The organism is Arthrobacter sp. TJ-254, from assembly GCF_058269175.1.
Genome location: NZ_JBZCNF010000003.1, coordinates 230,610 through 257,011 on the forward strand (window position 1 = coordinate 230,610; position 26,402 = coordinate 257,011).

A 26,402-nucleotide genomic window follows, 5' to 3' on the forward strand; every position below is an offset into this window, starting at 1 on the left:
GCATGAACCGAGTGACCAGCTGATGTGGACAGAGTGATGTGGAAGCAGTGACATGGACTGGCTGACAGCGCTGCAGGCCCTGCGCGCCGACGGATCGCCGGGCGTCCTCGCCACGGTGACCGAGGTGCGCGGCCACGCGCCCCGGGAAGCCGGGGCGAAGATGGTTGTGGGCGCCGGGGCCACGTGGGACAGCATCGGCGGCGGCAACCTCGAGGCCACGGTGGTCGAGCGCGCCCGGGCGCTGCTCGCCGCGGGCGCCTCGGGCCCGGAGTCCCTTGAGTTCGCGCTCAACGAGCATGCCCCCACCGAGCACGGACGGCAGTGCTGCGGTGGCGTGGTCCGGGTCCTCCTCGAAGTGTTCCTGCCGCGCCCCACTGTCGCCGTGTTCGGCGTTGGCCATGTCGGATACGAGCTGGCCCGGATCCTCTCCCGCCTGCCCCTGCAGCTTCACCTTGTGGACAGCAGGCCCGACCAGGTCAGCCCCGCGCGCCTGGCCGACGTCACTGCCGGCACCGCCGACGTCCGGCCCTCGGCCGGTCCGGCCCCGGAGGCAGTGCTGGGCACGCTGCCGGCCGGCTCGCACGTGTTCATCATGACCCACGACCACGCCGAGGACTTCCTGCTGTGTGACGCTTCACTGCGCCGGGCCGACCTGGGCACTGTCGGGCTGATCGGTTCCCGCGCCAAGTGGTCGCGGTTCCGTCAGCGGCTGCGCGCTGAGGGGCACGCCGACGCCGTCATCGACACCATCACGTGCCCCATCGGGCTTCCCGGCCTCGAGGGAAAGGCCCCCGCCGTGATCGCCGTCAGCGTTGCCGCCGAACTGCTGAAAACCCTCGCCTCCGAAGAGGCGAGGGTTTCCGGAGCGGATCGTGCGACGTCGGTTCAGCCGCCCATCCAGGCGGTCACCGGCCCGCGGGCGAAGTAGACCAGGAAGCCCGCTGCAACAACCCACAGCAGGGGATGGATCTCGCGCGCCTTGCCCGAACCGGCACGGATGAGGACCCAGGTGACGAACCCGACCCCGATGCCGTTGGCGATTGAGTAGGTCAGCGGCATCGTGACGATGGTGAGGAACGAGGGAAGCGCCACCGAGAAGATCGAGAAGTCGATCTCCCGGATCTGGGCCACCATCATCGCCCCGACCACGACGAGCGCAGCCGCGGCAACCTCCAAGGGAACCACCGCCGTCAGGGGGGTGAGGAACATTGCAGCGAGGAACAAGACACCGGTGACCACCGAGGCGAGGCCCGTGCGGGCGCCCTCACCGATGCCGGCAGCCGAGTCGATGTAGACGGTGTTCGAGGAGGACGACGTCGAGCCTCCGGCCACCGCGCCGACGCCTTCGATGATCAGGGCCGACTTCAGGCGGGGGAAGGTTCCCTCCTTGTTGGCGAGGCCGGCGCTCTTGGAAAGCCCGGTCATTGTGCCCATCGCGTCGAAGAAGTTGGTGAAGACCAGGGTGAACACAAGCATTGTTGCGGCGAGCACGCCGATGCGGTCGAAGGCGCCGAAGCTGAACTGCCCCAGGAGCCCGAAGTCCGGGACCGAGACGATGCCTCCGGGCACTGCCGGTGCGTTGAGGTGCCAGCCGCCGGGATTGTCGGGGCCGCCGGCCCCGAGCTTCAGGAAGGCCTCGATGATCACGGCGACGATCGTCGTGGTGATCATGCCGATCAGCAGCCCGCCCTTGACCTGCCGGGCCACGAGGATGCCCATGGTGATCAGGCCGACCAGGAAGACGACGGTCGGCACGGTGGTGATCGAGCCGTTGTCCCCGAGCTGAACGGGAGGCCCGCCCTCGGTCCGGTTGACGAAGCCCGAGTCGACGAAGCCGATGAACGCGATGAACAGGCCGATGCCCACGGTGATTGCCGCTTTGAGCTCCGGGGGCACCGCGTTGAAGATCGCCGTTCGGGCCCCGGTGACGGCAAGGAGGACGATCAGCAGGCCGTTGATGACGACGAGGCCCATCGCCTCGGCCCAGGTCACCTCACCGATCACCGAGACGGCGAGGAAGGAGTTGATGCCCAGCCCCGCTGCGATGCCGAACGGCAGGTTGGCGACCATTCCGAAGAGGATCGTCATCACCCCGGCCGTCAGGGCGGTGACGGCGCCCACCTGTGCGGCGGCAAGCCACCCGCCTTCGACGTCGGTTGCTGCCGCGTCGGCGCTGAATCCGCCAAGGATGAGCGGGTTGAGGATGACGATGTAGGCCATCGTGAAAAAGGTGACAAGCCCGCCGCGCACTTCGCGGGCCTTGTTGGAGCCACGTTCGGTGATCTGGAAGAAGGCGTCGACCGAGCTGAAGCGTCCTCCGTCCGCCGGGCGGCGGCGGGCACCCCGGGGGGAGCGCCCGTCGTGGGATTCATTGTCGCGCGTCGTGAGTGCCATGGCGCTGCGCCTTCCTAGTAGGCCACGCGGCCGGTGTATGAGGTCCAGGCGTCAAAAGGCGCACGGGCGTCGAAGCCCCCGGACGGTGAGGGGAGGAGTTGGAGGGACGGCATTGAGCGTTCCTCGACCGGGGTGGAGAAGTAGTCGTAGAAAACGGCGTCGTCGAAGCCGGCGCGAGCTGCATCATCGCGGTCGGCGGCATACACAACGCGGTCAACGCGGGCCCAGAGGGCGGCCGCGAGGCACATGGGGCACGGCTCGCAGCTTGAATAAAGCACGCAGCCGGAGAGGTCGAACGAGGAAATGGCGGTGCACGCGGCACGGATGGCCATCACTTCGGCGTGGGCCGTCGGGTCATTCGTCGCCGTGACCCGGTTGACGCCTTTGAAGACGCTTCCGTCCGGAGTCACGATGACGGCGCCGAACGGGCCGCCGGCGTTTGAGACATTGGCTATGGCGAGGGAGATTGCCTCCCCCAGATACTGCTCTTCCTTGGTTGTGGTGCTCACAGGTCCTCCCAAGCGAGGCAACAACCCTTCCGCACCACCGATGCCGAACGGGGCAGGTGGCTTGGCAAGACTGCTGCGGGGATTTGGCTTGCAGGTCCGCCTGGTAGATAGCTACCCCCGGGAGGGGTGCCCGCCGTTGGCTTCGTCCTCAGACTGTAACACCATCATGTGACGCGGAACACACTATTTCTGAAAAAGTTTTATCGCAATGTGGAAGTTAGGAGACGCCGTTGAGGTCGTCGGAGATGGCCTGGGCCGCCTTGCTGAGGAAGGGGATGGCGCGCTCGGCAAAGTCCTCGTCCACCCGGCTCACCGGTCCGGAGACGGAGATCGCCGTAGGGGTGGGGGCGTTGGGGACTGCAATCGCAAAGCAGCGCACCCCCAGCTCCTGCTCGCCGTCGTCGATTGCGTATCCGCGCTCACGGATCTTCCCGAGTTCCGCCAGGAGTGCATCGACGCTGCCGATGCTCTTCTCGGTGGGAGTGGGCATTCCCGCGCGGGCGACGATGGCGCGCACCGCCTCGTCGTCGAGCTGGGCGAGGATGGCCTTGCCGACGCCGGTATCGTGCGTGTGCGCCCGCCGGCCCACCTCGGTGAACATGCGCATTGAGTGGGATGACGGTACCTGCGCGATGTAGACGACCATGTCCGAATCGAGGACGGCCATGTTCGAGGTTTCACCGAGGCTGTCGACGAGGTACTTCAGCTGGGGCCGGGCGAGCGCGCCAAGCTGCTTGTTCGCTCCCTCTCCCAGCCGGATGAGCCGGGGCCCCAGGGCGTAGCGGCGGTTGGGCAGCTGGCGGACGTAGCCCTTGCCCACGAGGGTGCGCAGCAGGCGGTGGATGGTGGGGAGGGGCAGGTCGGTTGACGACGAGAGTTCGCTGAGGGTCACCTCGCCCCCGGCGTCCGTAATCAGCTCAAGCAGTTCAAAGACGCGTTCGACGGACTGCACGCCGCCTCGGGCTGGGGCTTCCGTCATGGATACTCCTGGTGTCTTGCGCCGCCGGTTACTGGTTCATGATATCGCTTATCCGCATCGTGGAATCTATTTCTGGTCCAGCATGACGAACACCCCCATGTCGGAGCATTCTTCCTTGTGCTTCCACTTGGCAGACAATAATATCCATAATACGAAAACTTCAGCGCGGTACTGTGCTGTTCGGCGACGATGCCGGGGCAGCGGCACGCTGACGGGCGGCACCGACGATCCCGAGGAGCGAAAAGCATGGCCATCGAATTGACCGATCCCGCGCCCGTCGAAGGGGCGGACACAATCCTTACCCCCGAAGCACTGGAGTTCGTGGAGCAGCTGCACCTGCGCTTCCGCGCCGAGCGGGACGAGCGTCTCGCGGCCCGCGTCGCCCGCCGGACGGAGGTCGCCAGGACCGGCCGGCTCGACTTCCTCCCCGAGACCCGGGGCGTGCGCGACGGAGCATGGCACGTGGCGCCGGCACCGCCGGACCTGCGGGACCGCCGGGTGGAGATGACCGGACCCGCCTCCCCGGCAAAGATGGCAATCAACGCCCTCAACTCGGGGGCGAAGGTCTGGCTCGCCGACCTCGAGGACGCAAGCACGCCCACCTGGCACAACGTTGTCGACTCACAGCTGAACCTCTATCAGGCAGCCCGCGGCCGGCTCGACTACACCTCGCCGGAAGGCAAGGAGTATTCGCTGCGCCTCGACGCGCCCCTTGCCGTTGTCGTGGCACGGCCGCGCGGATGGCACCTTCCCGAAAAGAACGTGCTGATCGATGGCAGGCCGGCCATCGGCGCCCTCGTCGACTTCGGCCTCCACTTCTTCCACAACGCCCGGCAGCTGCTCAACACCGGAAGCGGGCCCTACTACTACCTGCCCAAGCTCGAAAGCCACCTCGAGGCCCGCCTGTGGAACGATATCTTCGTCTTCGCCCAGGAGTATGTGGGGGTGCCTCACGGCTCAATCCGTGCGACAGTGCTCATCGAAACGATCCCCGCCGCCTTCGAAATGGACGAGATCCTCTACGAGCTCCAGGACCACGCATCGGGGCTCAACGCCGGCCGGTGGGATTACCTCTTCAGCATCATCAAATACTTCCGCGATGCCGGGCCCGCCTACCTGCTGCCGGACCGCGCGAGCGTTTCAATGACCGCCCCGTTCATGCGCGCCTACACCGAGCTCCTCGTGAAAACCTGCCACCGCAGGGGCGCCTTCGCCATGGGCGGCATGGCGGCCGTCATCCCCAACCGGCGCGAACCGGCCGTCACCGAGGAGGCCTTCGCCAAGGTGCGGGCCGACAAGACCCGTGAAGCCGACGACGGCTTCGACGGCTCCTGGGTGGCACACCCCGACCTCGTGCCGGTATGCAGGGAGGTGTTCGACGCGGTGCTGGGAAACCAGCCCAACCAGCTCGACCGCCAGCGCGACGACGTCAGCGTCATCGCAGGGGACCTCCTCGACGTCCGCTCCGCGGGCGGTTCGATCACCGAAGCGGGCCTGCGCTCCAACCTGTACGTGGCCATCGCCTACGTGGCGGTCTGGCTGTCCGGCAACGGCGCTGTCGCCATCCACAACCTGATGGAAGACGCCGCGACTGCCGAAATTTCACGGTCCCAGGTGTGGCAGCAGCTGCGCAACAAGGCGGTGCTCACCGACACCGGAAACACCGTCACCCCGGAGCTCGTCACGGCCCTGCTCGATGAGGAGTTCGAAAAACTCCGCACCGAAGTTGAAAGCGGAACCTTCGAGCGGTACTACGAACCGGCCCGCAACCTGATCGCGGACATCTGCCTCTCGGAGGAGTACACCGAGTTCCTCACCCTCCCGGCCTACGAGCTGGTGCGCTGATGCCCGAGACCGTCCTCGGCGCAGACGACTACTCCGCCGCAACCGAAAAGCTTGCCGAAACCGACGAGCTGCTGGTGCGGAACTACCCGGGCGACGCCGGCACCCGCCAGCCCGTTCACACCGTCTACATTCCCGCCGACCGGTTCGAACCCGGCCTCGCCGCGCGATGGGGCGGGGAGGCACTGGCTGCGGTCGAGGCACAGGGCGGCCTTGAGTCCCTGTGCAGGACCGCCGAGCTTCCCGCAGAGATGATCGGACCGATCAGTGCGAAGGTGAAGGCGAAACTGCTCGCCGAGCCGATCGAGGATCTCCGAATCGACTTCGAGGACGGCTATGGGAACCGCCCCGACGCCGAGGAGGATGCCGCAGCGCTCGCGGTGGCCGACCAGCTTGCCGAAGCCGCCACCGACTCCGCCGCCCCGCCCTTTCTCGGCATCCGGTTCAAGTCCTTCGAGCAGCCGACGCGGGCGCGGGGTATCCGCACCCTCGATCTGTTTCTCTCCCGCCTTGTGCAGCACGGTGAACTGCCGGAGGGGCTCGTGCTGACCCTGCCCAAGGTCAGCACCGTGGCTCAGGTGGAGGTGATGGCCCGGCTGTGCGGGCGCCTCGAACAGGCACACGGGCTCGGGGACGGGCGGCTTCGTTTCGAAGTGCAGGTTGAAACCCCGCAGCTGATCCTCGGCCCCGACGGCACTGTGCCGGTGGCCCGGCTGCTCCACTCGGGCGATGGCAGGGTGTCCGGGCTCCACTACGGAACCTACGACTACAGCGCCTCCCTCGAGATCGCCGCGGCCTACCAGGCGATGGACCATCCGGCCGCCGACTACGCCAAGCAGGTCATGCAGGTGGCAGCGGCCGGAACCGGGGTGAGGCTATCCGACGGGTCGACGAACATCCTCCCGGTCGGTTCTGCCGACAACAGGGTCCAGGCGTGGAAGCTGCACGCCAGCCTCGTTCGGCGCTCCCTGGAGCGGGGCTTCTACCAGGGCTGGGACCTCCACCCGGCGCAGCTGCCCACCCGGTTCATCGCCACGTACTTCTTCTATCTGCACGGGTTCGATCACGCCGCCTCCCGGCTGCGCAACTATGTTCACCGGCTCGAAAGCACGGTGCTCGACGAACCGGCGACCGCCAGGGCGCTTGCGCGCTTCCTGCACCGCGGGCTCCTCTGCGGTGCGCTCGACGAAAATGAAATCGAACAACGCACGGGCATCGATGCCGCACAGTTGACCCTGCTCGCTCACCCCGGGCTGGCCCGCGAACGCAAAGGACTTTCATGACAAGCCCCGCCTCCTCCACCCGGTCCTCCTACTACACTCCGCCGACCGCGCTTCCGCCTCAGACCGCGCTCCTTTCCGACCGTGCCGTTGTCACCGAGGCGTACACGGTGATACCGCGGGGAGTGCTCCGGGACATCGTCACGAGCGTGCTTCCGGAATGGACGGGGACCCGCGCGTGGATCCTCAACCGTCCGGTGGCAGGGGGTGCGACGACGTTTGCCCAGTACCTCATGGAGGTGGCCCCCGGCGGGGGCTCCGGCGCCCCCGAGCCGCAGCCCGAGGTCGAATCATTTGTCTTCCTGCTCGAGGGGACCCTCGAGGTGACGATCGACGACGTGGAGCACTCCTTGGTGCCCGGAGGGTTCGCCTACCTTCCGGCCCGTGCCCGCTGGAAGGCGCACAACCGGGGAGCCGGCCACGCCAAGTTCCAGTGGATTCGGAAGCGCTACCAGCCGCTGGAGGGCTACCAGCCCGCAGTCGTCGTCGGCAACGAACAGGACATCGAGCCCGACGGGATGCCCGGCACCGACAACAAGTGGCGCACCACCCGCATGCTGCCGGTCGAGGACCTCGCGTACGACATGCACATCAACGTCGTGACCTTCGAGCCGGGGGCCTCAATCCCCTTCGCCGAAACCCACGTGATGGAACACGGGCTGTACGTGCTTGAAGGAAAGGCCGTGTACCGGCTCAACAGCGACTGGGTCGAGGTCGAAGAGGGCGACTACATGTCACTGCGCGCCTTCTGCCCCCAGGCCTGCTACGCCGGGGGTCCAGCCAACTTCCGCTACCTGCTCTACAAGGACGTCAACCGGCAGATCGTGCTCTGACCGTCCAGCCCCACTCCCTCGCTCCGCCGCGGACCCTCGGATCCGCGGCGGAGTTTTTTTGTGTCCCCGCCATTGACAGGTGTTCCGTATCCACCCTAGGGTTTTCATATAAAGGAAATAATATTCCACGAAGTGAAATCTTTTGAGCCTAGGAACGCCGATGTCCTACACAGTCAACTGCTCGATCCTCCTGACCGAACTGCCCCTGCTTGAGCGTCCCGCCGCCGCCAAGGCCGCCGGGTTCGACAACGTCGAGTTCTGGTGGCCCTTCCCCGAAGCCGTTCCCTCCGACGCCGAGGTAGGCGCCTTTGAGGATGCGATCACCGGGGCCGGCGTGCAGCTGACCGGGCTCAACTTCTTTGCTGGCGACATGCCCGGCGGTGACCGGGGACTCGTGTCATGGCCGGCACGCTCGCAGGAATTCCGGGACAACCTCGACGTCGTCGCCGGTATTGGAGGCCGCCTCGGCTGCCGGGCCTTCAACGCCCTCTACGGCAACCGCACCGAGGAATCGACACCGGAGGAGCAGGACACCCTCGCGATCGAGAACCTCACCCTTGCTGCGGAGGCCGTCGCGGCGGTCTCCGGAACCGTGCTGCTCGAGCCCGTCAGCGGAGCCGAGCGCTACCCGCTGCTCACCGCACAGCAGGCACTTGACGTGATCACCAAGGTCCGGGCGGAGGGCGCAGCCAACATCGCGCTCCTCGCCGATTTCTACCACCTGGCAGTGAACGGCGACGACGTTGCGGCCGTCATCCGCGCCTACGGCGCCGACTTCGGGCACATCCAGATCGCCGATGCGCCCGGCCGCGGAGCCCCCGGCACGGGATCGCTCCCGCTGGGGGAATGGATCGACTCCAGCAGGTCCGCCGGCTACTCCGGCTACATCGGCCTCGAATTCAAGGAGCCGGCGGAGACCGCTTTCCGCTGGTTGACCCGCTGAACAACCCCCCAACCAAAGGACGCAGACAATGAGCAAGATCGCAGTCATCGGACTCGGAATCATGGGCCTGCCCATGGCGGTGAACCTGGTCAAGGCCGGGCACGACGTCACAGGGTTCAACCGCAGCCAGGACCGGGTGGACCAGCTCGCCGCCGAGGGCGGGAAGGGTGCGGCGGACATCGCCGGGGTGGTTAAGGACGCCGACATCGTGATTACCATGGTTCCCGACTCACCCGACGTCGAATCAGTGGTCTCAGGGCCGGACGGTGTCTTCGCCAACGCACCGCGCGGAGCGTACTGGGTGGACGCGAGCACCATCCGCCCCGACGTCAGCGTCCGCCTCGCCGCAGCGGCGGCGGAGGCCGGAATCCGGGCACTCGACGCCCCGGTATCGGGCGGTGAGCAGGGAGCCATCGAGGGGAGCCTTTCGATCATGGTCGGCGGTGCCCCTGAGGACTTCGACGTCGTCCACCCGATCCTTGAGGCCGTCGGCGGCACGATCGTCCACGTCGGGCCCGCCGGCTCGGGGCAGACCGTCAAGGCGGCGAACCAGCTGATCGTCGCAGGCACCATCCAGCTCGTTGCCGAGGCGCTTGTGTTCCTCGAAGCGCACAACGTCGACACCGAAGCCGCAGTGCGGGTGCTCGCCGGGGGCCTCGCGGGCAACCGCATCCTCGACCGCAAGGCAGCATCGATGGCGGCCCGCAGCTTCGAGCCGGGCTTCCGGGTGGACCTTCACCACAAAGACATGGGCATCGTCACCGCCGCCGCACGCGAGGCGGGAGTCGCCATTCCGCTCGGAGCGCTCACCGCCCAGCTCATGGGATCGCTTCGCGCCCAGGGCCACGGTTCACTCGACCACTCGGCGCTTCTGCTCCTCGTCGAACAGCTCTCCGGCCGCGCCTCAGGGCAACCCAACCAACCATCCTGAGAGGACCCGAACCATGCCAAAGATGCGCGCAGTAGACGCAGCGGTACTCATCCTCGAGAAAGAGGGAGCCACGCAGGCCTTCGGGCTCCCCGGCGCGGCAATCAACCCCCTGTATTCCGCACTGCTGAAACACGGCGGAATCCACCACGTACTGGCCCGCCACGTCGAAGGCGCCTCCCACATGGCCGAGGGCTACACCCGAGCCAAGGCCGGCAACATCGGCATCTGCATCGGAACCTCAGGGCCCGCCGGAACCGACATGATCACCGGCCTCTACTCGGCCTGGGCCGACTCGATTCCCATCCTGTGCATCACCGGCCAGGCGCCGGTGGCGAAACTCCACAAGGAGGACTTCCAGGCCGTCGACATCGCCTCAATCGCCAAGCCGGTCACGAAGATGGCGATGACCGTCCTCGAAGGCGCACAGGTTCCGGGAGCCTTCCAGAAAGCCTTCTACGAGATGCGCTCAGGCCGGCCCGGCCCCGTGCTGCTCGATCTCCCAATCGACGTCCAGCAGACACTGATCGACTTCGACCCCGACACCTACGAACCACTGCGCCCCTCCAAGCCGGCGGCCACCCGGCCGCAGCTCGAAAAGGCCCTCGACATGCTTACCGCTGCCGAGCGGCCGCTGATCATCGCGGGCGGCGGAATCATCAACGCCAATGCGGCCGCCGAGCTCGTTGAGTTGGCCGAACTGCTTAACATCCCGGTCATCCCCACCCTCATGGGCTGGGGTTCAATCCCCGACGACCACGGCCTCATGGCGGGAATGGTGGGACTGCAGACCTCGCACCGGTACGGCAACGCGACGATGCTCGAATCGGACTTCGTCCTCGGCATCGGAAACCGCTGGGCCAACCGCCACACCGGAGCCCTCGACGTCTACACCAAAGGCCGGACCTTCCTCCACATTGACATCGAACCCACGCAGATCGGCCGGGTGTTCGCCCCCGACTACGGCATCGTCTCCGACGCCGGGGAAGCCCTGCGCGGGCTGATTGACGTCGCCCGCGAGCGGAAGGAACGGCAGGGCCTTCCCGACTGGAACGCCTGGGTGAAGGACTGCGCCCAGCGGAAGTCGATGCTGCAGCGCAAGACCCACTTCGACAACGTGCCAATGAAGCCGCAGCGCGTCTACCAGGAAATGAACCGGGCCTTCGGCCGGGACACCCGGTACGTCTCGACCATCGGGCTCTCCCAGATCGCAGGCGCCCAGTTCCTCCACGTGTACGCGGCCCGGAACTGGATCAACTGCGGCCAGGCAGGACCGCTCGGGTGGACCGGCCCGGCGGCCCTCGGCGTCGCGACGGCCGACCCGGGTGCCACCGTCGTTGCGCTCTCTGGCGACTACGACTTCCAGTTCATGATGGAAGAGCTCGCCGTCGGAGCCCAGTTCCACCTCCCGTACATCCACGTCGTGGTCAACAACTCCTACCTCGGGCTGATCCGCCAGTCACAGCGCGGGTTCGAGATGGACTACCACGTTTCCCTCGCGTTCGAAAACATCAACGCCCCTGAGCTTGAGGGCTACGGCGTCGACCACATCAAGGTGGCCGAGGGGCTCGGCTGCAAGGCGATCCGCGTCCGTGAGGCCGATGATCTCCAGGCCGCCTTCGCCCAGGCGCGGTTGCTCATCGAGGAGTTCCGGGTGCCCGTTGTGGTCGAGGTGATCCTCGAACGGGTGACCAACATATCGATGGGCGCCGCAGGTATCGACGCGGTCAACGAATTCGAGGAGCTCGCGGTGTCGGCGGACGACGCCCCGACCGCCATTTCGCTGCTCGTCTAGGATTGCGCTCATGCGGATTGTTCTCTCTCCTGACAAATTCAAGGGCTCGCTGACGGCAACGGAGGTGGCAACGCATCTCGCGGCGGGACTGCTTAAAGAACTTCCCGCCGCCGAGATCTTCGCGATGCCTGCGGCCGACGGCGGTGAGGGAACCCTCGAGGCGGCTTTCGCTGCGGGCTACCAGCGCCACGAGGAGGTAGTCACCGGCCCCGTGGGCGAGCCGGTGACGGCGGCCTTCGCGGTTCGCGGACGCCAGGCGGTCATCGAAATGGCGGTGGCGTCGGGGCTCGCCGTCCTGCCGCCGGGTGTCCTCGACGCGCTCGGTGCGACGACAAAGGGCACCGGAGAGCTGATCGTCGCCGCACTCGAGCGGGGATGCACCGAGGTGGTGCTCGGGGTTGGCGGAAGCGCCAGCACCGATGGCGGGGCCGGGCTCCTTGCCGGCCTCGGCGCCCGCCTCTTCGACGAAGCGGGGAATCCACTGCCGCTGGGCGGCGGAGCCCTGGCGCGGCTCGCGAAAATCGACCTGTCGGGCCTCGATCCGCGGCTCAGTGACACCCGGTTCGTCCTTGCCAGCGACGTCGACAATATCCTGCTCGGGCGGCGCGGCGCGGCAGCCGTGTTCGGCCCGCAGAAGGGTGCCTCAGCCGCCGAGGTCGCCGAACTCGATCGAGCGCTCAGCCGGTTCGTCGACGTCCTCGCCGCGGAAATCGGTCCGGTGGCGGCAACCACCGCCCTCAGTGCCGGCGCTGGTGCCGCTGGCGGAACCGGGTACGCGGCGCTCGCCGTGCTCGAGGCCGAACGGCGCCCGGGTATCGACGTCGTCCTCGAACTGACCGGCCTGGCCGATCACCTGCCCGGGGCGTCCCTCGTAGTCACGGGCGAGGGAAGCCTCGATGAGCAGAGCCTGCTCGGAAAGGCCCCCATCGGGGTTGCCCGGGCCGCCGCAGCTGCGGGGGTGCCCGTGGTCGCCGTCTGCGGCCGGAGCCTGCTCACCCCCGCCGAGCTTGCCGCAGCGGGCTTCGCCGGAACGTATGCGCTCACCGAACTGGAGCCCGACGTCTCCCGGAGCATGAAGAACGCCGGCGCACTGCTCGAAAAGGTGGGACAGTCGCTTGGCGCCTACCTGCGGGAGCGCGACCCCGCCGAAGCTTTCGCCCCAAGGAGTGTTTCATGACCGAAGCCGTTCCAACCGAGGGCTTCGACCTCGTGATCCGCGGGCGCCGCGTGCTGACAGGTGCTTCAGTAGGGGAGTGGGAGGTCGGTGTCCGCAGCGGAACCGTAGCGGCCCTTGCGCCGCTGGGCGCCGGGCTGAACGGCGCGCGCGTCATCGACCTGCGGGACGACGAAACCCTGCTGCCCGGGCTCGTCGACTCCCACGTGCACGTCAACGAACCCGGCCGCACCGAATGGGAAGGCTTTGCCTCGGCCACGCGCGCCGCCGCAGCCGGAGGCGTCACGACCATCATCGACATGCCGCTCAACAGCATCCCGCCAACCGTCAACGTTGCGGCCCTCGCTCAGAAGCGCCAGGTGGCAGAACCGCAGGCCTTCGTCGACGTGGGCTTCTGGGGCGGCGCTGTGCCCGGCAATACATCCGACCTGCGTGCCCTTCACGACGCAGGAGTGTTCGGCTTCAAGTGCTTCCTGATCCACTCCGGCGTTGACGAGTTCCCGCACCTCGAAGCGGACGAGATGGAAAAGGACATGGCGGAGCTCGCCACGTTCGACTCGCTGATGATCGTCCACGCCGAAGACCCCCGCGTCATCGGCAGCGCGCCGCCGGCCGAGGGGGACCGGTACGAGCGCTTCCTCGCCTCCCGCCCCCGAGACGCCGAGAACGTCGCGATCGCAGAGGTGATCGAACGGGCACGGTCGACAGGGGCGAGGGCGCATATCCTCCACCTTTCGTCGTCGGACGCACTGCCCCTGATTGCGAGTGCCAAGCGCGACGGCGTGAAGCTCACCGTCGAGACCTGCCCCCATTACCTGACCCTGTTGGCCGAGGAGGTCCCGGACGGGGCGACGGCGTTTAAGTGCTGCCCGCCGATCCGCGAGGCCGCCAACCGGGAGCTGCTCTGGAAAGGGCTCGAGAACGGCGTCATCGACTGCATCGTTTCGGACCACTCGCCGAGCACTCCCGACCTCAAGGACCCCGAACACGGCGACTTCGGGGTTGCCTGGGGCGGCGTCTCCTCCCTGCAGCTCGGGCTTCCACTGGTGTGGACCGAGGCCCGCCGGCGGGGGATCGGGCTTGAGCGCGTTGTGCAGTGGATGTCGCAGCGGCCCGCCGAGCTCGCACGCCTTGAACGGAAGGGCAGGCTGGAGGTGGGCTTCGACGCCGACCTCGTTGTCTTCGCGGCGGAGGAGGGTTTCACGGTTGACATGAACTCCCTCCACCACCGGAACGCCGTCAGCCCGTACGACGGCAAGCAGTTGACGGGAGTCGTGCGGCGCACCTACCTGCGGGGGGTCGAGGTGGACGGTGCGTCGCCGCGCGGCCGGTTGCTCCGCCGCGGCGAGGCCTGAACACGCCCGGTGACGACGCGGCCGCGCGCTGATCGCCGCGGATGTCGCTGAATCAGTCAGTCAGCAAGCGCCACCATCGTGGCGGTTCGGGCACCGGCTCCGTCTCTGGTCCGCGCCGGGCTCAAGCATGTACTCGTGCTGGGCCAGCATTTGGTTGAAGATTGTCTGGAGCGCGTCGACCGAGTAGTCGGGGAAGGTGATTTCGCGCGCGAACCGGGAGCGCAGGCCGGGGTTCGAGAGCAGGAACGACTCCATCAGCCGCGTGCGGCGTCCCCTAGCTGCGCGGCGACGGGGTTGCCGACGGGGTTGCCGACGGGGTGGGTGCCGTGCTGGGCGCAGCCGGCACTGCCAGAGGAGTGACGTCCTCGTAGGCCACCACCTCGAGGTTCCCATCACGACGGAAGGAGGTTGTCTTGTCGAGGCTCAGCGCCGCGTCGGCGCACACAAAGCGCACTCCGGAGAGCCTTATGTCCCCCTCCCACGCCGTGTGGGCAATACCCTCGATGTTCGCACCGGTTGAACCCCAGAAGACGACCCAGAAGGAGTGGTCGCCGGCCGCGTCCGGCGTGGTGAAGACATCGCAGGCCCTCGGATCGACGAGTTCACTCGCCAGCACGGAGCCATCCGGTGCTGTTGGGTCGGTGCGGACGGCAATGATCCTAAGCAGCAAGGTGTCGTACGTCCGCAGGGCCGACGCGCTCGTCTCTGCCCTGATGTGCAGGACCCCCTCGGACGTCCGGTCGACCGCCAGATCCAGGGATGGCGCTTCACGGTTCGTGATGACGTACGCACCAAGGAAAATGCTCCCGCCCACGGCGAGGACGATCAGTCCTGCGCTGGCGAGTTCGAGTCCGGAACGCAGACCTTTGTTGAGTTTCCATTGTTTCGTTGTGATGAGGACGGGGAGCGCGGCGGCGACGGCCGCAAGTGAAGCGCAGAGCGCGAACAAGACCGGCTGGTTCCGGATCATGCGCTGCAGGATCTCGCCTTCGATGCCGATTGCCGCCAGGACGGCGATGAAAAGCGAGAAGCCAGCATAAATGGCTACCCGCAGCGCTACGTTCACCTGTTTGGTGTCCTCGCCGCGGCCGGGCTCGAAGCCTGTGCTCCCGGCGGTTGGGCCACTGGGCGCGGGCTGCTGCGATGCTGCTGTGTTCTCGGCAGCGTTGGGTGCGGGCGCGGGGTTGGTCTGCGAAGCGGCTGCCGCGGAGTCGGAGCGTTTCCTTCTGCTGCGAAGCCCCATCAGTCCTCCCACATCCGGATTGTGGAGACCTGCTAGTCATGTTATTCCCGCGCTCGATAATCACGCTAGACCGACCGGCCACCGGCATTCTCCGGCTGGGCGAGAATCATCTTCTCACACATGAACCCTCTCATTTGGCCCCCAAAGGCTCCGGTCGAGTTCCGCCCGATGGGTGCACAAGACCCGTCATGAATACGCGAATCCCGCTGTCCTTACGCGGTCCTTAATGGCGCGGACGTTGCAGTCGCCTGCTCCGCAGCTACCCGCGGAATTCCGTCCCGGCCCCCGGTGCCGCCCGCACCCCGGGGCTCTCAGGCCTTCCGGGACACTTCCTCAAGGAGCTCAAGGACGTGCTGGTACTGCTCGCCCGTGGCCCGGGTCATGCCCAGCTCACACGTCCGGTTGCACGAAGCATGGGCGTCGGCGCCGAACTGGGCGATCTCGGCTGCCTGACGCCCGGTGGCCGACGCCGTCAGCTCCGGGTGCAGCATGCCGCGGTCCCCGGCAAAGGCACAGCATCCCCAGCTCTCCGGGACCGACACCTCGGAGGCAACGGCCCCTGCCACGGCTTCCAGCGCCGGATTGAGCCCCAGCCGGGTGGAGGAGCAAGTGGGGTGCAGGGCCAGGGATTCCCGTTTGACGTACGGTCCGAGCACCGGGAGGATCCGTTCGGCGGTGAACTGAACAGCGTCAACAACCCGCAGCGGCCGCTGCCCCGGTGCGGGGACGTCGCCAATGATCACGGCAAGCAGCCCCTCGGTGCAGGAGGTCGCATCACAGACCACCGGAAGGGCGCCGTCGCCGGTGGCCTCCCGCAGGGCGGCAAGGGTCCGGGCGGCCATCGCTTCCTGGCCCGCGGCGAGTCCCTTGGAGGACCACGGCGTCCCGCAGCACAGCCCGTCGATTCCCTCGGGCACCAGCAGGGTGAGCCCTGCCCGTTCGCAGAGCTCCTCGAAACTCACCTGCACGCCGGGACCGGGATTGCCGCCGGGCGCGGCGGGGCCGAACATTGTCCCAACGCATGCCGGGAAGTACACGGCGTCGGCCGTTCCCTCCGGCGCGGGCCGGCGCCGCCGTGAGCCGCCCGCGGGCAGCTCGGGGGAGTGCAGCGGAACGTTATCGGCCCCCAGGGCCGCACGGGCAACGGAATTCGGGCCTCGGACGACCGGGGAGGGTAGCTTCGCGGTGAGGCTCAGTGCGGCACCGGCACCGCGGGTGACGCCGGCCCAGTGGTCGGCGGCAGCCGCGCCAATCCGTGCCGCCACCGGATGGGCCTTTTCCCGCCGGAGCCGCTTGACCAGGGAGCCGGTGTTGATGTCCACCGGGCATGCGGTCTGGCACATGCCGTCGACCGCGCAGGTCTGAACCGATTCGTAGTCGTAGTCCTTCCCCAGCTCCGCGGCCAGGGCGGTGTCGCCGTCGAGCCGCGCCTGTTCGATGGCGCGCAGGGTCACGATCCGCTGCCGGGGCGTCAGGGTGAGGTCCTTGCTCGGGCAGGCCGGCTCGCAGTAGCCGCAGGACACGCACCGGTCCACCTCCTCGGCGACGGCGGGCACGGCCTTGAGGTGGCGCAGGTGCGCCTGCGGATCCTCATTGAGGATCACGCCCGGGTTCATGACGCCGGCTGGATCAAACAACGCCTTGATCGAGCGCATCACTTCGTACAGCTCATCGCCGTACTGGCGGCGCACGAAGGGCGCCATGACCCGTCCGGTGCCGTGCTCGGCCTTCAGTGAGCCGCCCTCGCCGAGCACCAGATCCACGAGGTCCTCGGTGAACGCCGCGTACCGGTCCAGTTCCGCAGCTGAGGCGAACCCGTCGGTGAGCATGAAGTGGATGTTGCCGTCCTTGGCATGGCCGAAGATGACGCTGTCGCGGTACCCGTACGTCCCGAACAGCCGGGTGAGCTCGGTGCAGGTGCGCGCCAGTGCGGGCACCGGGACGACGACGTCCTCGAGCAGCGCAGTGGTTCCCTGCGGGCGGGCTCCGGCCACCGAGGCGTAGAGGCCCTTGCGCAGCCGCCACAGTTCCGCCCGGGCGGCGGCGTCGGTGCTGAACCGGGCGGGGGTGCTCAGGCCCAGCGGCGCCAGGGCAGCCTCGCCGGCCGCCGCGGAATGCGCCAGTTCCTCAGGGGTGTCCGCCGAGTACTCGACGAGCAGGGCTGCGTGGTCGCGGACGGCCAGGTCGCGCACGAGCGCGGGCGTGCCGCGGAGCCCCTGGCCCACCTTCAGCGAAAGCGCGTCAAGGAGTTCCGCTGTTGCGGCGCCGGAGTCGACAAGCGCGGGCAGGGCCGAGTTGGCGGCCTGCAGGTCCGGGAAGACGAGCAGCCCCGTTGTCGTATGTGGCCGGACCGGGACGGTCCGGAACACGGCCTCGGCCACGAAGCCCAGGGTGCCTTCGCTGCCGACGATCAGGTGTGCCAGCATCTGAGCGGGAGTCTCGAAGTCGAGCAGCGAGTTCAGCCCGTAGCCCATAGTGTTCTTGCGGGAGAATTGGTCTTCGATGGTCCGCACCGAGGCTGGGTTTGAGCGCACCCGCCGGGCGAGGCGCAGCAGGCCGGCGTGGAGCGCCGGTTCGAGGGCACGGAGGCGCCCGTCGGCGTCGGGTGCGGCGGTGTCGATCACGGTGCCGCTGGGGAGCACCACTGTCACCGACTCAACGGTGCGGTAGGCGTTGTCGGCTGTACCGCAGTGCATGCCTGAGGAGTTGTTCGCGACGACGCCGCCGATGGTGCAGGCCGATTCGCTGGCGGGATCCGGCCCGAACTTCCGCCCGTACCGGGCCAGGCGGGTGTTGAGCATCCGCACGGTGACCCCGGGCTTGACCCGGACGCGGTCACCGCCGTCGAGCACCTCGATGCCGCGGAAATGCTTCCGCACGTCCACGAGCACCCCGTCGCTGACGGCTTGGCCGCTGAGGCTGGTTCCGCCCGAGCGCAGCGTGAGGGGGATCCCCTGGGCGGCCGAGGCCCGCAGCAGCGCACCAACCTCGGCGGCGTTCACGGGGGTTGCCACCGCCTGCGGGATCAGGAGGAAGTGGGAGGCGTCGTGGGCGTTGGCGTGGAGGTCGATGGCCCGTTCACTGATCCGGGCGGGATCACCGACGGCGGCGCGCAGCGCGGTGATCATGCGGTCCTCCCCGCGCGCGTCCGGTGGTGCTGCGTTGACAGGAATCCTTCCCGCGGCTCCGGCCCGGTGCCGAAGGCGACGGCGGCCCCAAGCCGCAGCGCTCCCTCAAGGGAGGTCCCCTCGCCGGGGGCCAGGTCAAGGCCCGGGTGCCTCCGGTTGAGCTCCTCGCCGAATTCATCAAGGAGGTCCGGGGAAGCTTCGAAGAGTCCGCCGACCCAGCGGATCCGCAGCGGCAGGCCGTCGACGAGGCCGGCGCTGGCGGTGCAGGCCAGTTCCCGGCCGGCGGAGCGGAAGATGCCAAGGGCGGTGGCGTCGCCGTCCGCAGCGGCGGCGGCGGCGTCGGGTACGAAGGAGGCGAGAACCGCCGAGCGGTCCTGCCGTGTGTAGACGCTGCGGATGAGGTCCTCGGGGGAGCCGAACCGGGAGCGCAGGCGGTCGAGCAGTCCGGCCGAGCCCCCGCTCCGCCCGTCGTAGCTGCGGTAGGCGGCATCAAGGGCGCGGGCACCGATCCATGCGCCGCTGCCGGCGTCGCCGAGCAGATGGCCCCACCCGTCCACCCGACGCCACAGCCGGGCGTGGTCCGTCCCGAGGGCCACGGCCCCTGTGCCTGCCGCGACAACGACCCCCGGCTGCATCGACAGTGCGCCGATGTGGGAGGTGAGGACGTCGGAGGCGAGGACAGTGGTGCGCGCACCGAACCGGGCGCTGAGCTCCGCGTGGACCCCGCCGGCATTGCGCAGCAGGGTGACGAGGCTCGCGGCGCCAAGCACTACGGTGTCGAGGGCCCCGGCCCCCGAGGCGTCGCGTGCCGAGGCGACAAGTGGTTCAAGGGTGCGCATCAGCTCCTCGACGTCGAGGCCTGTACCGCCGATCCGCAGGCCGGTTCCGGTGAAGACCGGGACGGGGGCCTGCTGTCCGCCGGTGGGAACCACGGCGACCCGGCACCCGGTCCCGCCGATGTCGATGCCGCACACGGCGGCCCCGGGACGTTCGACGCCCGCGTGGTGGACCGGCCGCGGCTCGGTTTCGGGGGGCGTTGTCCCCGGCCGGTCGTTGGGGCGGCTCATTGAGGTCCTCTCAAGCAGTGGGGGCAGACAACGTCAACGGTAACGCGGCCTGCAGGTCCATCTCGATGAAACTAAGTTTCACAACCTTACACATTGATGAAAGTGATTGACCACACGTTGCGGCCTGTGTTCTCCTTGGAGCGTGAACAACTCCTACAACGCCCAGGAGACGGCGGACCGCGAGGAAGCACCGGCGGATCTCGACCGCCTGGAAACCGAGCAGTCCCGCCCCGACCTGGCCGATCTCGACCTGCGGTCAACCCGCGACCTCGTCGCCCAGATTGCCGCCGACGATGCCGTCGTCCCTGCTTCCGTCGCCGCAGCCGGCGAGGCCATCACCGCCGCCGTCGACGCCGTCGTCGACCGGCTGAGCAGGGGAGGCCGGCTCATCTACGTTGGCGCAGGAACCCCCGGACGCCTCGCGGGTGTCGACGCCGCCGAATGCGTCCCAACCTTCGGGGTGGCACCCGGACTCGTCGTCGCCCTGATGGCCGGCGGGCCGGCCGCCCTGGTCTCCGCCGTTGAAGGGATCGAGGACGATCCCGCCGCCGGCGCAACCGACCTGCGGGGCCTCGACGTGAGCAGGCTCGACGCCGTGGTCGGGATTGCAGCCTCGGGCCGGACCCCCTACGTCCTTGGGGCAATCAAGGCCGCCCGGGCTGCCGGAGCCGTGACCATCGGCCTCTCGAACAACCCCGGTACGCTGCTCAGTGCCGCAGTCGACCACCCCATCGAGGTGCTCACCGGGCCCGAGGTTGTTGCCGGATCCACTCGCATGAAGGCGGGCACCGCCCAGAAGCTCGTCCTCAACGCCATCTCCACGGCGGCGATGATCCGCCTCGGGAAGACGTACGGGAACCTCATGGTCGATGTGAAGGCCACAAACGGCAAGCTGCGCCAGCGGGCACAGCGGATCGTCATCGAGGCCACGGGGGTGCCCGCCGCCGACGCCGCCGGCGCCCTCGAAGCCTCCGGCTGGCATGCCAAGACCGCCATCGTGATGCTCCTCAACGGTGTGGATGCCGCCGAGGCCCGCCGCCTCCTCGACGAGCACGCGGGCAATGTACGGGCCATCCTTGGCGCAGCTCCGGTGCAGCAGTGAGGGTGCTCGGGTTGTCCTCCGGCACCTCGGTTGACGCCATCGACGTCGCGGCGGCGGACTTCGAGCTCGACGGCCCCGACCTGCGCATGACCCCGCTGGGCCACCGGGAGGTCCCCTACAGCGAAAGCCTTCGGGAGGAGATCCTTGCGGCAATGCCGCCGGCCGCCACCTCCATGGAGGCCGTCACCCGACTCGACACCCTCATCGGGCAGGAATTCGCCGCCGCAGCGAAGGCCTACCTCGCCGAGACCGGAGGCACCGCCGACCTCGTTGTCTCCCACGGGCAGACCCTCTTCCACTGGATCGAGGACGGAAAGGCCCGCGGAACGCTTCAGCTGGGCCAGCCCGCCTGGATTGCCCAGGCAACGGGGCTTCCCGTCCTCTCCGACGTGCGCAGCAACGATATTGCCGCCGGTGGTCAGGGTGCCCCGCTCGTCAGCATCTTCGACTCCCTGCTGCTCGCCGGGCGTGCGGAGGACGCAGCAGCCGCCCTCAACCTTGGCGGGATCGCCAACGCCACGGTGATTCGGCCGGGCCAGGATCCCCTAGCCTTCGACACCGGCCCGGCCAACGGTCTCCTCGACGCCGCAGTGCGCGCCTCAAGCGGCGGGGCCGAGTCCGTTGACCGCGACGGGCAGGGCGCCCGCGCCGGAACTGTCGACGCCGACCTTCTCGCCGCGCTGCTCGCGCATCCCTACTATGCGCAGCCGGCACCCAAGTCCACCGGCCGAGAGATCTTCCACAGCGGTTACCTCAGTGAGATGACGGCAGGCAGGTCGATCAGCGCCACAGACCTGCTCGCCACGCTCACCGAACTCACGGCACACACCATCGCGGACGCCCTTCGTCCCTTCGGAGTCGGGGAGGTGTTCGTCTCCGGCGGCGGAACCCGCAACCCGTTCCTGATCGAACGGCTGCGGGAGCACCTCGCTCCCGCTGAAGTGCGCAATGCCGCCGAGCTTGGCGTCGACCCCGACGCCAAGGAGGCCTACCTTTTCGCCCTGCTGGGGTTTTTCAGCTGGCACGGGCTCCCCGGCACCCTGGGGAGCTGCACCGGAAGCACCACTCCGCCGATCGCCGGACGCATCACCCCGGGCGCCAACCCCCTGCGCCTTCCCCCACCGGTCACCGTCGCACCGCAGCGACTGACCGTTTCCCACCCGGTCACCGACCGCCACCTCTAGCCCTCCTGGAGAACCGTGCAACCCCTCGACCTGATCGTCATCATCGCCTACCTCGTGGGCTCCGCCTGGCTGGGACTGAAACTCTCCGGCAAGCAAACAAACGTCAAGGACTACTTCCTTGGCAACCGGCAGTTGCCCTGGTGGGCAGTGTGCCTCTCGGTCGTCGCCACCGAGACCAGCGCCCTGACGGTCATCAGCGTCCCTGCCGTCGCCTACCTCGGGAACATCACCTTCATCCAGGTGGCCATCGGGTACCTGCTGGGCCGCATCGTCGTCGCCTTCGTCCTCCTGCCGCGCTACTACCGCGGCGAGATGACCACCGCCTACGCCTACCTCGGCCAGCGCTTCGGCCGCGGGATGCAGAGCACCGCCTCGGTGGCGTTTATCCTCACCCGGCTCCTTGCCGACGGCGTCCGGCTCTTCGCCGCCGCCATCCCGGTGAAGGTGATCCTCGATTCCTATGGCCTGAACCTCAACTTCTTCGCCATCATCGCGATCCTCAGCGTCGTCACCATCGCCTACACCTTCGTCGGCGGCATCAAGGCCGTCGTCTGGGTCGACGTCCTCCAGATGGCCCTCTACGTGGTGGGCGGCATCATCGCCCTGATCTTCATCACCACAAGCCTCGACGTGAATTTCTGGTCCGAAGCGGCCGACGCCGGCAAGACCCAGTTCCTCGACTTCGCCTCAAGCCCCATCTCCGCCCCTTACGCCTTCATCACTGCGGTGATCGGCGGCGCCCTGCTGTCGACGGCGTCCCACGGTGCCGACCAGATCATCGTGCAGCGGCTGCTCACCACCCGCACCCTGCGGGACGCGCAGAAGGCAGTGATCGGCAGCGCGGTGATCGTATTCTTCCAGTTCGCGCTCTTCCTCACCGTAGGCCTGGCGCTCTGGAGCTACTACGAGCGGAAGTCCGTCGAAGAACTCGGTCTTGAACGCGGTGACCAGATCTTCCCCACCTTCATCGTCGAAGGCCTCCCGAGCGGCCTGTCAGGGCTGCTGCTCGCGGGCATCCTCGCCTCGGCCATGAGCACCCTTTCGTCGTCGCTGTCGGCCCTTGCCTCCTCGACCATGTCGGACCTGTTCGAGAAGTTCAGCGCCCGGAAGCTCTCCGAGACGGAAGGCCTGCGCCTGAGCAGGATCTTCACCCTGGGCTGGGGTGTCGTGTTCATCGGCGCCGGCGCCCTGTTCACCGGAACCGACAACCCCGTCGTCGAACTTGGCCTTTCAGTCGCCGGGCTCACCTACGGCGGCCTGCTTGGTGCGTTCTTCCTCGGACTCTGGGTCCCGAAGGCCCGCCAGACGGACGCGATCATCGGATTCGCCACAGCGGTCGCCCTGATGACCTACCTGTTCCTTTTCCAGCGCACCCTCATCGGTTTCACTTGGTACACGGCGATCGGCGTCGTTGTCACAGTGGCCCTTGGCTTCCTGCTGTCGCTGCGCCACCGCACTCCTGCCGACGCCGCTGTGACAACCGAGGAGATCGAGAGCGTCCGATGAGGATCAGCATCAAGCCCGACGCGACGGCGGTCGGTGAGCACGCCGCCCGCATCCTCGCCCACGTTGTTGCGGGCAAGCCCGACGCCGTCCTCGGCTTCGCCACGGGATCGAGCCCGGTTGCCACCTACGAGGCGCTCGCCCGGCACCGCCGGGATGGGCTGGCCTTCGACCGGGTGCGCGGCTTCGCGCTCGACGAATACGTGGGGCTGCCCGCCGGCCATCCGGAGAGCTACCGCTCGGTGATCGAGCGGGAAGTTGTCCATTTGCTCGGGCTCACACCGGAGAACGTCCGGGTGCCGGACGGCGCGGCGGCGGACCTCGAAGCCGCCTGCCGGGAGTACGAGGAGGCGATCCGGCGCAGCGGCGGGGTGGACGTGCAGCTGCTGGGCATTGGCGCCAACGGCCACATCGGCTTCAACGAGCCGACGTCGTCGTTCGCCAGCCGGACCCGCGTCAAGACCCTTTCGCCCCGGACCCGGGAAGACAACTCCCGGTTCTTCGGCGGTGACATCTCCCGGGTGCCGATGCACTGCCTCACCCAGGGAATCGGCACCATCCTTGATGCGAAGGCCGTTGTGCTTGTGGCGACCGGGGGCGCAAAGGCGGCGGCGGTGGCCCAGATGGTTGAGGGTCCCCTCGGCGCGTTCTGCCCGGCGACCGCCCTGCAGCTGCACGCCAATGCGACGGTAATTATCGACGAAGACGCCGCCTCAGAGCTCCGGAACCACGCCTACTACCGGCACACCGAAGCGAACCGGCCCGCCTGGCAGCTACCCTGAGTCCGGTGACCACACTTCCGGCAAGCAAGCCCCTCGTCCTCCACTCGGCCCGGCGCTTTACCGACGCCGCCGTTGTCCCCGACTCCTGGCTCCGGATCGACGGGGGCGTCATCTCGGACGCCGGGACCGGCGATTCCTGGCGGGAGCTCGCGAAGGACGCGGAGGTCCTCGACGCAGCCGGAGCTTTTCTGGCGCCGGGGTTCGTGGACCTGCACTGCCACGGCGGGGGAGGGGCGGCCTTCGAGGATTCCGACATCTCCGAGGCGCTGCGCGTCCACCGGGCCGGCGGCACAACCAGCCTCGTGGCGTCGCTGGTGACCAACCCGCTGCCGGTCCTCGAAGCATCCCTGCGCTCGCTCGGCGCCGTCCGGGATCCGATGCTCCGGGGCTTCCACCTTGAGGGGCCCTTCCTTGCCTCGAGCCACTGCGGTGCGCACCGCCCCGACTTCCTTACGGCACCCACCGTCGAGGCGGTTGACCGGCTCGTTGAGGCCGGCGGAGGCTCGCTCGTGCAGGTCACCATGGCGCCGGAGCTGGACCCGGACCTCGCGGCCCTGCGCCGCTTCGTGCAGCACGGCGTCCGGGTGGCAGTCGGCCACACCGCGGCAGGCTACGAGACCGCTCTGCGGGCCTTCGACGCCGGTGCAAGCCTGCTGACCCACACGTTCAACGCGATGGAGCCGCTGCACCACCGCAGGCCGGGCCCGATCGCCGCAGCCCTCGATTCACCGCACGTCACCCTTGAAATCATTGCCGACGGTATCCATGTCCACGATCCGATGCTGCGCCTGGTGTTCGCGTCGGCGCCCGGCCGGGTAGCCCTGATCACCGATGCGATGGCAGCGGCGGGAGTCGGGGACGGCCGGTACCGGATCGGCTCCCTCGACGTCACTGTGGCGGACGGCGAGGCCCGGCTCGAGCGCAACGGCTCGATCGCTGGAAGCACCCTCACCATGGATTCCGCGGTCCGCAGGGCGGTTGCGGCAGGCGTTGGAGAGGCCGAGGCGGTCGCCGCGGCGACGATCGTCCCGGCCCGCGCCGCCGGGCTCGCGGATTCGAGGATCGGCACCACCGAGGTCGGGGGCCGAGGCGGCGTCGTCCTGCTTGATGACGGGTTTAGGGTGCTCCGGGTGGTGTCCTGACCAGGTCCTGGTACTCCGTGTGTTCCTCGAGGAAGTTCTCCGCGAAGGTGCACCCGGCGACGACCTTTAGGTCCCTTGCGCGGGCATCCCGAAGGGCTTCGTGCATCATTGCCGTGGCAATGCCCCGGCCCTCGAAGTCCTCGTCCACGATGGTGTGCGTGAAATTGATGACGCCGTTCTCGAGGCGGTAGGCGGCAAGTCCGACGGCGTCCCCGTTGAGGTAGGCAATGTAGCGGTTCTTCTCCGGGTTGTCCGTGACCTCGAGCTGCGCCTGGGAGTCTTCAGCGCCGGTTGCCGTTCCCTGTCCGTCTTGTTCGTTTTGTTCTTCCGGGGTGCCTGCTGAACTGCCTGCCGGCCCGTCTGTGCCGCTGGTCATGGTTTCCTCTCTTTGCATTGCCATCAGTTTTTCACCCCGCCTCAGGCCGGTCAAAGCAGCACTAGGAGACCTGGAGGCCGCCGTTGATGTCGTAGGTTGCGGCGGTGATGTAGCCGGCGTCTTCGCCGACGAGGAACGCCATCAGCGCAGCGACTTCACCCACGGTCCCCACCCTGCCCACCAGGATGTCCCGCGACATGTCCTGCTTCCGCTCCTCGGTCAGGGTGCCGCCCATGATGTCGGTGTCGACAGGACCGGGGGCAACGCAGTTCACCGTGATGCCGTGCTCGCCCATCTCGCGGGCCAGCGCCCGGGTGAAACCGATGATTCCCGCCTTCGAGGCGCTGTAGGCCACCTTCGAGTAGGTGCCGCCTCCGCGCTGGGCCGAAATCGAGGAAACGCTCACCACCCGTCCGAGCTTCCGGTCGATCATTCCGCCGAGCACCCGCTGGGTGACGATGAAGGTGCCGGTCATGTTTACCGCGAACACCCGCTCCCAGGCCTCCTTCGTCTCCTTCATGAACTCGGTGGGCGAGCTGATGCCGGCGAGGTTCGCGAGCGCGACAATGGGCGGCAGCTCGGCCTCGACGCGCCCGATGGCGGCGTCGACCGACTCCTCGTCCGAGACGTCGGCTCCAACGCCGAGGGCGCTGACGCCGTGCCGGTCGGCGACGTCCGAGGCCGCCGCTTCCGCAGCACCGGCGTCGACATCGAGGATGGCAATGGACCAGCCCTGGCCGGCCAAAGTGTTTGCCAGGGCGCGTCCGATGCCGCGCGGGGATGCGGCGCCGGTGAGGACCGCCGTGCGCTCGGCCGGGAAGGTTGCCGTTTCTGTCATGTTGC

General features: G+C 68.1%; 22 protein-coding genes and 1 pseudogene. 14 read left to right on the top strand and 9 right to left on the bottom strand.

Annotated features, from left to right (window positions below; genetic code table 11):
* Positions 1-52: 52 nt before the first annotated feature.
* Complete coding sequence (gene xdhC / locus AC4D14_RS09810) at positions 53-928, top strand: xanthine dehydrogenase accessory protein XdhC (protein ID WP_490901853.1); 876 nt, start codon at positions 53-55, stop codon at positions 926-928.
* On the opposite strand, the gene AC4D14_RS09815 is transcribed toward xdhC, so the two are convergent.
* From AC4D14_RS09815 to AC4D14_RS09825, 3 genes are all read right to left on the bottom strand, one after another.
* Positions 886-2,394 carry an NCS2 family permease gene (locus AC4D14_RS09815; RefSeq protein WP_490901855.1) on the bottom strand — a complete coding sequence of 503 codons (1,509 nt, stop codon included), beginning with the start codon at positions 2,392-2,394 and terminating at the stop codon, positions 886-888. The two genes, xdhC and AC4D14_RS09815, sit on opposite strands and share 43 nt — an antisense overlap.
* A 14-nt stretch (positions 2,395-2,408) precedes the next feature.
* Positions 2,409-2,903, bottom strand: a complete 495-nt coding sequence (locus tag AC4D14_RS09820; protein ID WP_490901857.1) for a nucleoside deaminase — start codon at positions 2,901-2,903, stop codon at positions 2,409-2,411.
* Between the two features lie 217 nt (positions 2,904-3,120).
* The gene (locus AC4D14_RS09825) at positions 3,121-3,882 is read right to left on the bottom strand and encodes an IclR family transcriptional regulator (protein ID WP_490901859.1); all 762 of its coding nucleotides are present in this window, start codon (positions 3,880-3,882) and stop codon (positions 3,121-3,123) included.
* A 246-nt stretch (positions 3,883-4,128) separates the two neighbouring features.
* Between AC4D14_RS09825 and aceB the strand changes: the two genes are divergently transcribed.
* From aceB to allB, 8 genes are all read left to right on the top strand, one after another.
* Positions 4,129-5,727, top strand: coding sequence for a malate synthase A (gene aceB, locus AC4D14_RS09830; RefSeq protein WP_490901860.1), 1,599 nt, complete (start codon positions 4,129-4,131; stop codon positions 5,725-5,727).
* A complete protein-coding gene (locus tag AC4D14_RS09835) occupies positions 5,727-7,007 on the top strand; it encodes a DUF6986 family protein (RefSeq protein WP_490901862.1) in 1,281 nt (426 codons plus the stop codon). Before aceB ends, AC4D14_RS09835 begins: the two co-directional genes overlap by 1 nt.
* Entirely contained in the window at positions 7,004-7,837 is an 834-nt protein-coding gene (locus AC4D14_RS09840; protein WP_490901864.1) for a bifunctional allantoicase/(S)-ureidoglycine aminohydrolase, read from the top strand. The genes AC4D14_RS09835 and AC4D14_RS09840 overlap by 4 nt, the downstream gene beginning before the upstream one ends.
* Before the next feature lie 160 nt (positions 7,838-7,997).
* Positions 7,998-8,780, top strand: a complete 783-nt coding sequence (locus tag AC4D14_RS09845; RefSeq protein ID WP_490901865.1) for a hydroxypyruvate isomerase family protein — start codon at positions 7,998-8,000, stop codon at positions 8,778-8,780.
* Between the two features lie 28 nt (positions 8,781-8,808).
* Entirely contained in the window at positions 8,809-9,711 is a 903-nt protein-coding gene (locus tag AC4D14_RS09850; protein ID WP_490901866.1) for a 2-hydroxy-3-oxopropionate reductase, read from the top strand.
* 13 nt (positions 9,712-9,724) lie between these two features.
* Positions 9,725-11,503 carry a glyoxylate carboligase gene (gene gcl, locus AC4D14_RS09855; RefSeq protein ID WP_490901868.1) on the top strand — a complete coding sequence of 593 codons (1,779 nt, stop codon included), beginning with the start codon at positions 9,725-9,727 and terminating at the stop codon, positions 11,501-11,503.
* Between the two features lie 10 nt (positions 11,504-11,513).
* The gene (locus AC4D14_RS09860; protein WP_490901870.1) at positions 11,514-12,680 is read left to right on the top strand and encodes a glycerate kinase; all 1,167 of its coding nucleotides are present in this window, start codon (positions 11,514-11,516) and stop codon (positions 12,678-12,680) included.
* Entirely contained in the window at positions 12,677-14,032 is a 1,356-nt protein-coding gene (gene allB, locus AC4D14_RS09865; protein WP_490901871.1) for an allantoinase AllB, read from the top strand. Before AC4D14_RS09860 ends, allB begins: the two co-directional genes overlap by 4 nt.
* 93 nt (positions 14,033-14,125) lie before the next feature.
* On the opposite strand, the pseudogene AC4D14_RS09870 reads toward allB, so the two are convergent.
* The 4 genes and pseudogenes from AC4D14_RS09870 to AC4D14_RS09885 form a co-directional block, all read right to left on the bottom strand.
* A pseudogene (locus AC4D14_RS09870) lies at positions 14,126-14,293 on the bottom strand (AAA family ATPase); the annotation flags it as partial.
* Between the two features lie 13 nt (positions 14,294-14,306).
* Positions 14,307-15,287: a hypothetical protein gene (locus tag AC4D14_RS09875; RefSeq protein WP_490901872.1), complete on the bottom strand. Its 981-nt coding sequence runs from the start codon at positions 15,285-15,287 to the stop codon at positions 14,307-14,309.
* 299 nt (positions 15,288-15,586) lie between these two features.
* Positions 15,587-18,403: an FAD-binding and (Fe-S)-binding domain-containing protein gene (locus tag AC4D14_RS09880; protein WP_490901873.1), complete on the bottom strand. Its 2,817-nt coding sequence runs from the start codon at positions 18,401-18,403 to the stop codon at positions 15,587-15,589.
* Positions 18,400-19,470, bottom strand: coding sequence for an N-acetylglucosamine kinase (locus AC4D14_RS09885; protein ID WP_490901874.1), 1,071 nt, complete (start codon positions 19,468-19,470; stop codon positions 18,400-18,402). Before AC4D14_RS09885 ends, AC4D14_RS09880 begins: the two co-directional genes overlap by 4 nt.
* A gap of 142 nt (positions 19,471-19,612) precedes the next feature.
* Between AC4D14_RS09885 and murQ the strand changes: the two genes are divergently transcribed.
* Genes murQ through nagA form a run of 5 tightly spaced genes read left to right on the top strand, consistent with a single transcriptional unit; the run spans position 19,613 to position 25,183 of the window.
* Positions 19,613-20,572 carry an N-acetylmuramic acid 6-phosphate etherase gene (murQ, locus tag AC4D14_RS09890; RefSeq protein WP_490901875.1) on the top strand — a complete coding sequence of 320 codons (960 nt, stop codon included), beginning with the start codon at positions 19,613-19,615 and terminating at the stop codon, positions 20,570-20,572.
* A 2-nt stretch (positions 20,573-20,574) separates the two neighbouring features.
* A complete protein-coding gene (locus AC4D14_RS09895; protein WP_490901876.1) occupies positions 20,575-21,756 on the top strand; it encodes an anhydro-N-acetylmuramic acid kinase in 1,182 nt (393 codons plus the stop codon).
* 15 nt (positions 21,757-21,771) lie between these two features.
* The gene (locus tag AC4D14_RS09900; protein WP_490901877.1) at positions 21,772-23,262 is read left to right on the top strand and encodes a sodium:solute symporter; all 1,491 of its coding nucleotides are present in this window, start codon (positions 21,772-21,774) and stop codon (positions 23,260-23,262) included.
* The gene (gene nagB / locus AC4D14_RS09905; protein WP_490901878.1) at positions 23,259-24,041 is read left to right on the top strand and encodes a glucosamine-6-phosphate deaminase; all 783 of its coding nucleotides are present in this window, start codon (positions 23,259-23,261) and stop codon (positions 24,039-24,041) included. Before AC4D14_RS09900 ends, nagB begins: the two co-directional genes overlap by 4 nt.
* A 5-nt stretch (positions 24,042-24,046) precedes the next feature.
* Positions 24,047-25,183, top strand: coding sequence for an N-acetylglucosamine-6-phosphate deacetylase (gene nagA / locus AC4D14_RS09910; protein ID WP_490901880.1), 1,137 nt, complete (start codon positions 24,047-24,049; stop codon positions 25,181-25,183).
* Here nagA and AC4D14_RS09915 read toward each other — a convergent pair.
* Both AC4D14_RS09915 and AC4D14_RS09920 read right to left on the bottom strand, forming a co-directional pair.
* Positions 25,158-25,559, bottom strand: coding sequence for a GNAT family N-acetyltransferase (locus AC4D14_RS09915; protein WP_490901881.1), 402 nt, complete (start codon positions 25,557-25,559; stop codon positions 25,158-25,160). The two genes, nagA and AC4D14_RS09915, sit on opposite strands and share 26 nt — an antisense overlap.
* 61 nt (positions 25,560-25,620) lie before the next feature.
* A complete protein-coding gene (locus AC4D14_RS09920) occupies positions 25,621-26,397 on the bottom strand; it encodes an SDR family NAD(P)-dependent oxidoreductase (RefSeq protein WP_490901883.1) in 777 nt (258 codons plus the stop codon).
* Positions 26,398-26,402: the final 5 nt, after the last annotated feature.

What these genes read in the sequence shown, in the direction of transcription:
- AC4D14_RS09920 (WP_490901883.1), bottom strand. Translation starts at nt 26,397, where the DNA reads ATGACAGAAACGGCAACCTTCCCGGCCGAGCGCACGGCGGTCCTCACC.
- xdhC (WP_490901853.1), top strand. Translation starts at nt 53, where the DNA reads ATGGACTGGCTGACAGCGCTGCAGGCCCTGCGCGCCGACGGATCGCCG.
- AC4D14_RS09880 (WP_490901873.1), bottom strand. Translation starts at nt 18,403, where the DNA reads ATGATCACCGCGCTGCGCGCCGCCGTCGGTGATCCCGCCCGGATCAGT.
- allB (WP_490901871.1), top strand. Translation starts at nt 12,677, where the DNA reads ATGACCGAAGCCGTTCCAACCGAGGGCTTCGACCTCGTGATCCGCGGG.
- AC4D14_RS09885 (WP_490901874.1), bottom strand. Translation starts at nt 19,470, where the DNA reads ATGAGCCGCCCCAACGACCGGCCGGGGACAACGCCCCCCGAAACCGAG.
- nagB (WP_490901878.1), top strand. Translation starts at nt 23,259, where the DNA reads ATGAGGATCAGCATCAAGCCCGACGCGACGGCGGTCGGTGAGCACGCC.
- gcl (WP_490901868.1), top strand. Translation starts at nt 9,725, where the DNA reads ATGCCAAAGATGCGCGCAGTAGACGCAGCGGTACTCATCCTCGAGAAA.
- AC4D14_RS09825 (WP_490901859.1), bottom strand. Translation starts at nt 3,882, where the DNA reads ATGACGGAAGCCCCAGCCCGAGGCGGCGTGCAGTCCGTCGAACGCGTC.
- AC4D14_RS09860 (WP_490901870.1), top strand. Translation starts at nt 11,514, where the DNA reads ATGCGGATTGTTCTCTCTCCTGACAAATTCAAGGGCTCGCTGACGGCA.
- AC4D14_RS09845 (WP_490901865.1), top strand. Translation starts at nt 7,998, where the DNA reads ATGTCCTACACAGTCAACTGCTCGATCCTCCTGACCGAACTGCCCCTG.
- AC4D14_RS09835 (WP_490901862.1), top strand. Translation starts at nt 5,727, where the DNA reads ATGCCCGAGACCGTCCTCGGCGCAGACGACTACTCCGCCGCAACCGAA.
- AC4D14_RS09840 (WP_490901864.1), top strand. Translation starts at nt 7,004, where the DNA reads ATGACAAGCCCCGCCTCCTCCACCCGGTCCTCCTACTACACTCCGCCG.
- AC4D14_RS09815 (WP_490901855.1), bottom strand. Translation starts at nt 2,394, where the DNA reads ATGGCACTCACGACGCGCGACAATGAATCCCACGACGGGCGCTCCCCC.
- AC4D14_RS09915 (WP_490901881.1), bottom strand. Translation starts at nt 25,559, where the DNA reads ATGACCAGCGGCACAGACGGGCCGGCAGGCAGTTCAGCAGGCACCCCG.
- AC4D14_RS09850 (WP_490901866.1), top strand. Translation starts at nt 8,809, where the DNA reads ATGAGCAAGATCGCAGTCATCGGACTCGGAATCATGGGCCTGCCCATG.
- aceB (WP_490901860.1), top strand. Translation starts at nt 4,129, where the DNA reads ATGGCCATCGAATTGACCGATCCCGCGCCCGTCGAAGGGGCGGACACA.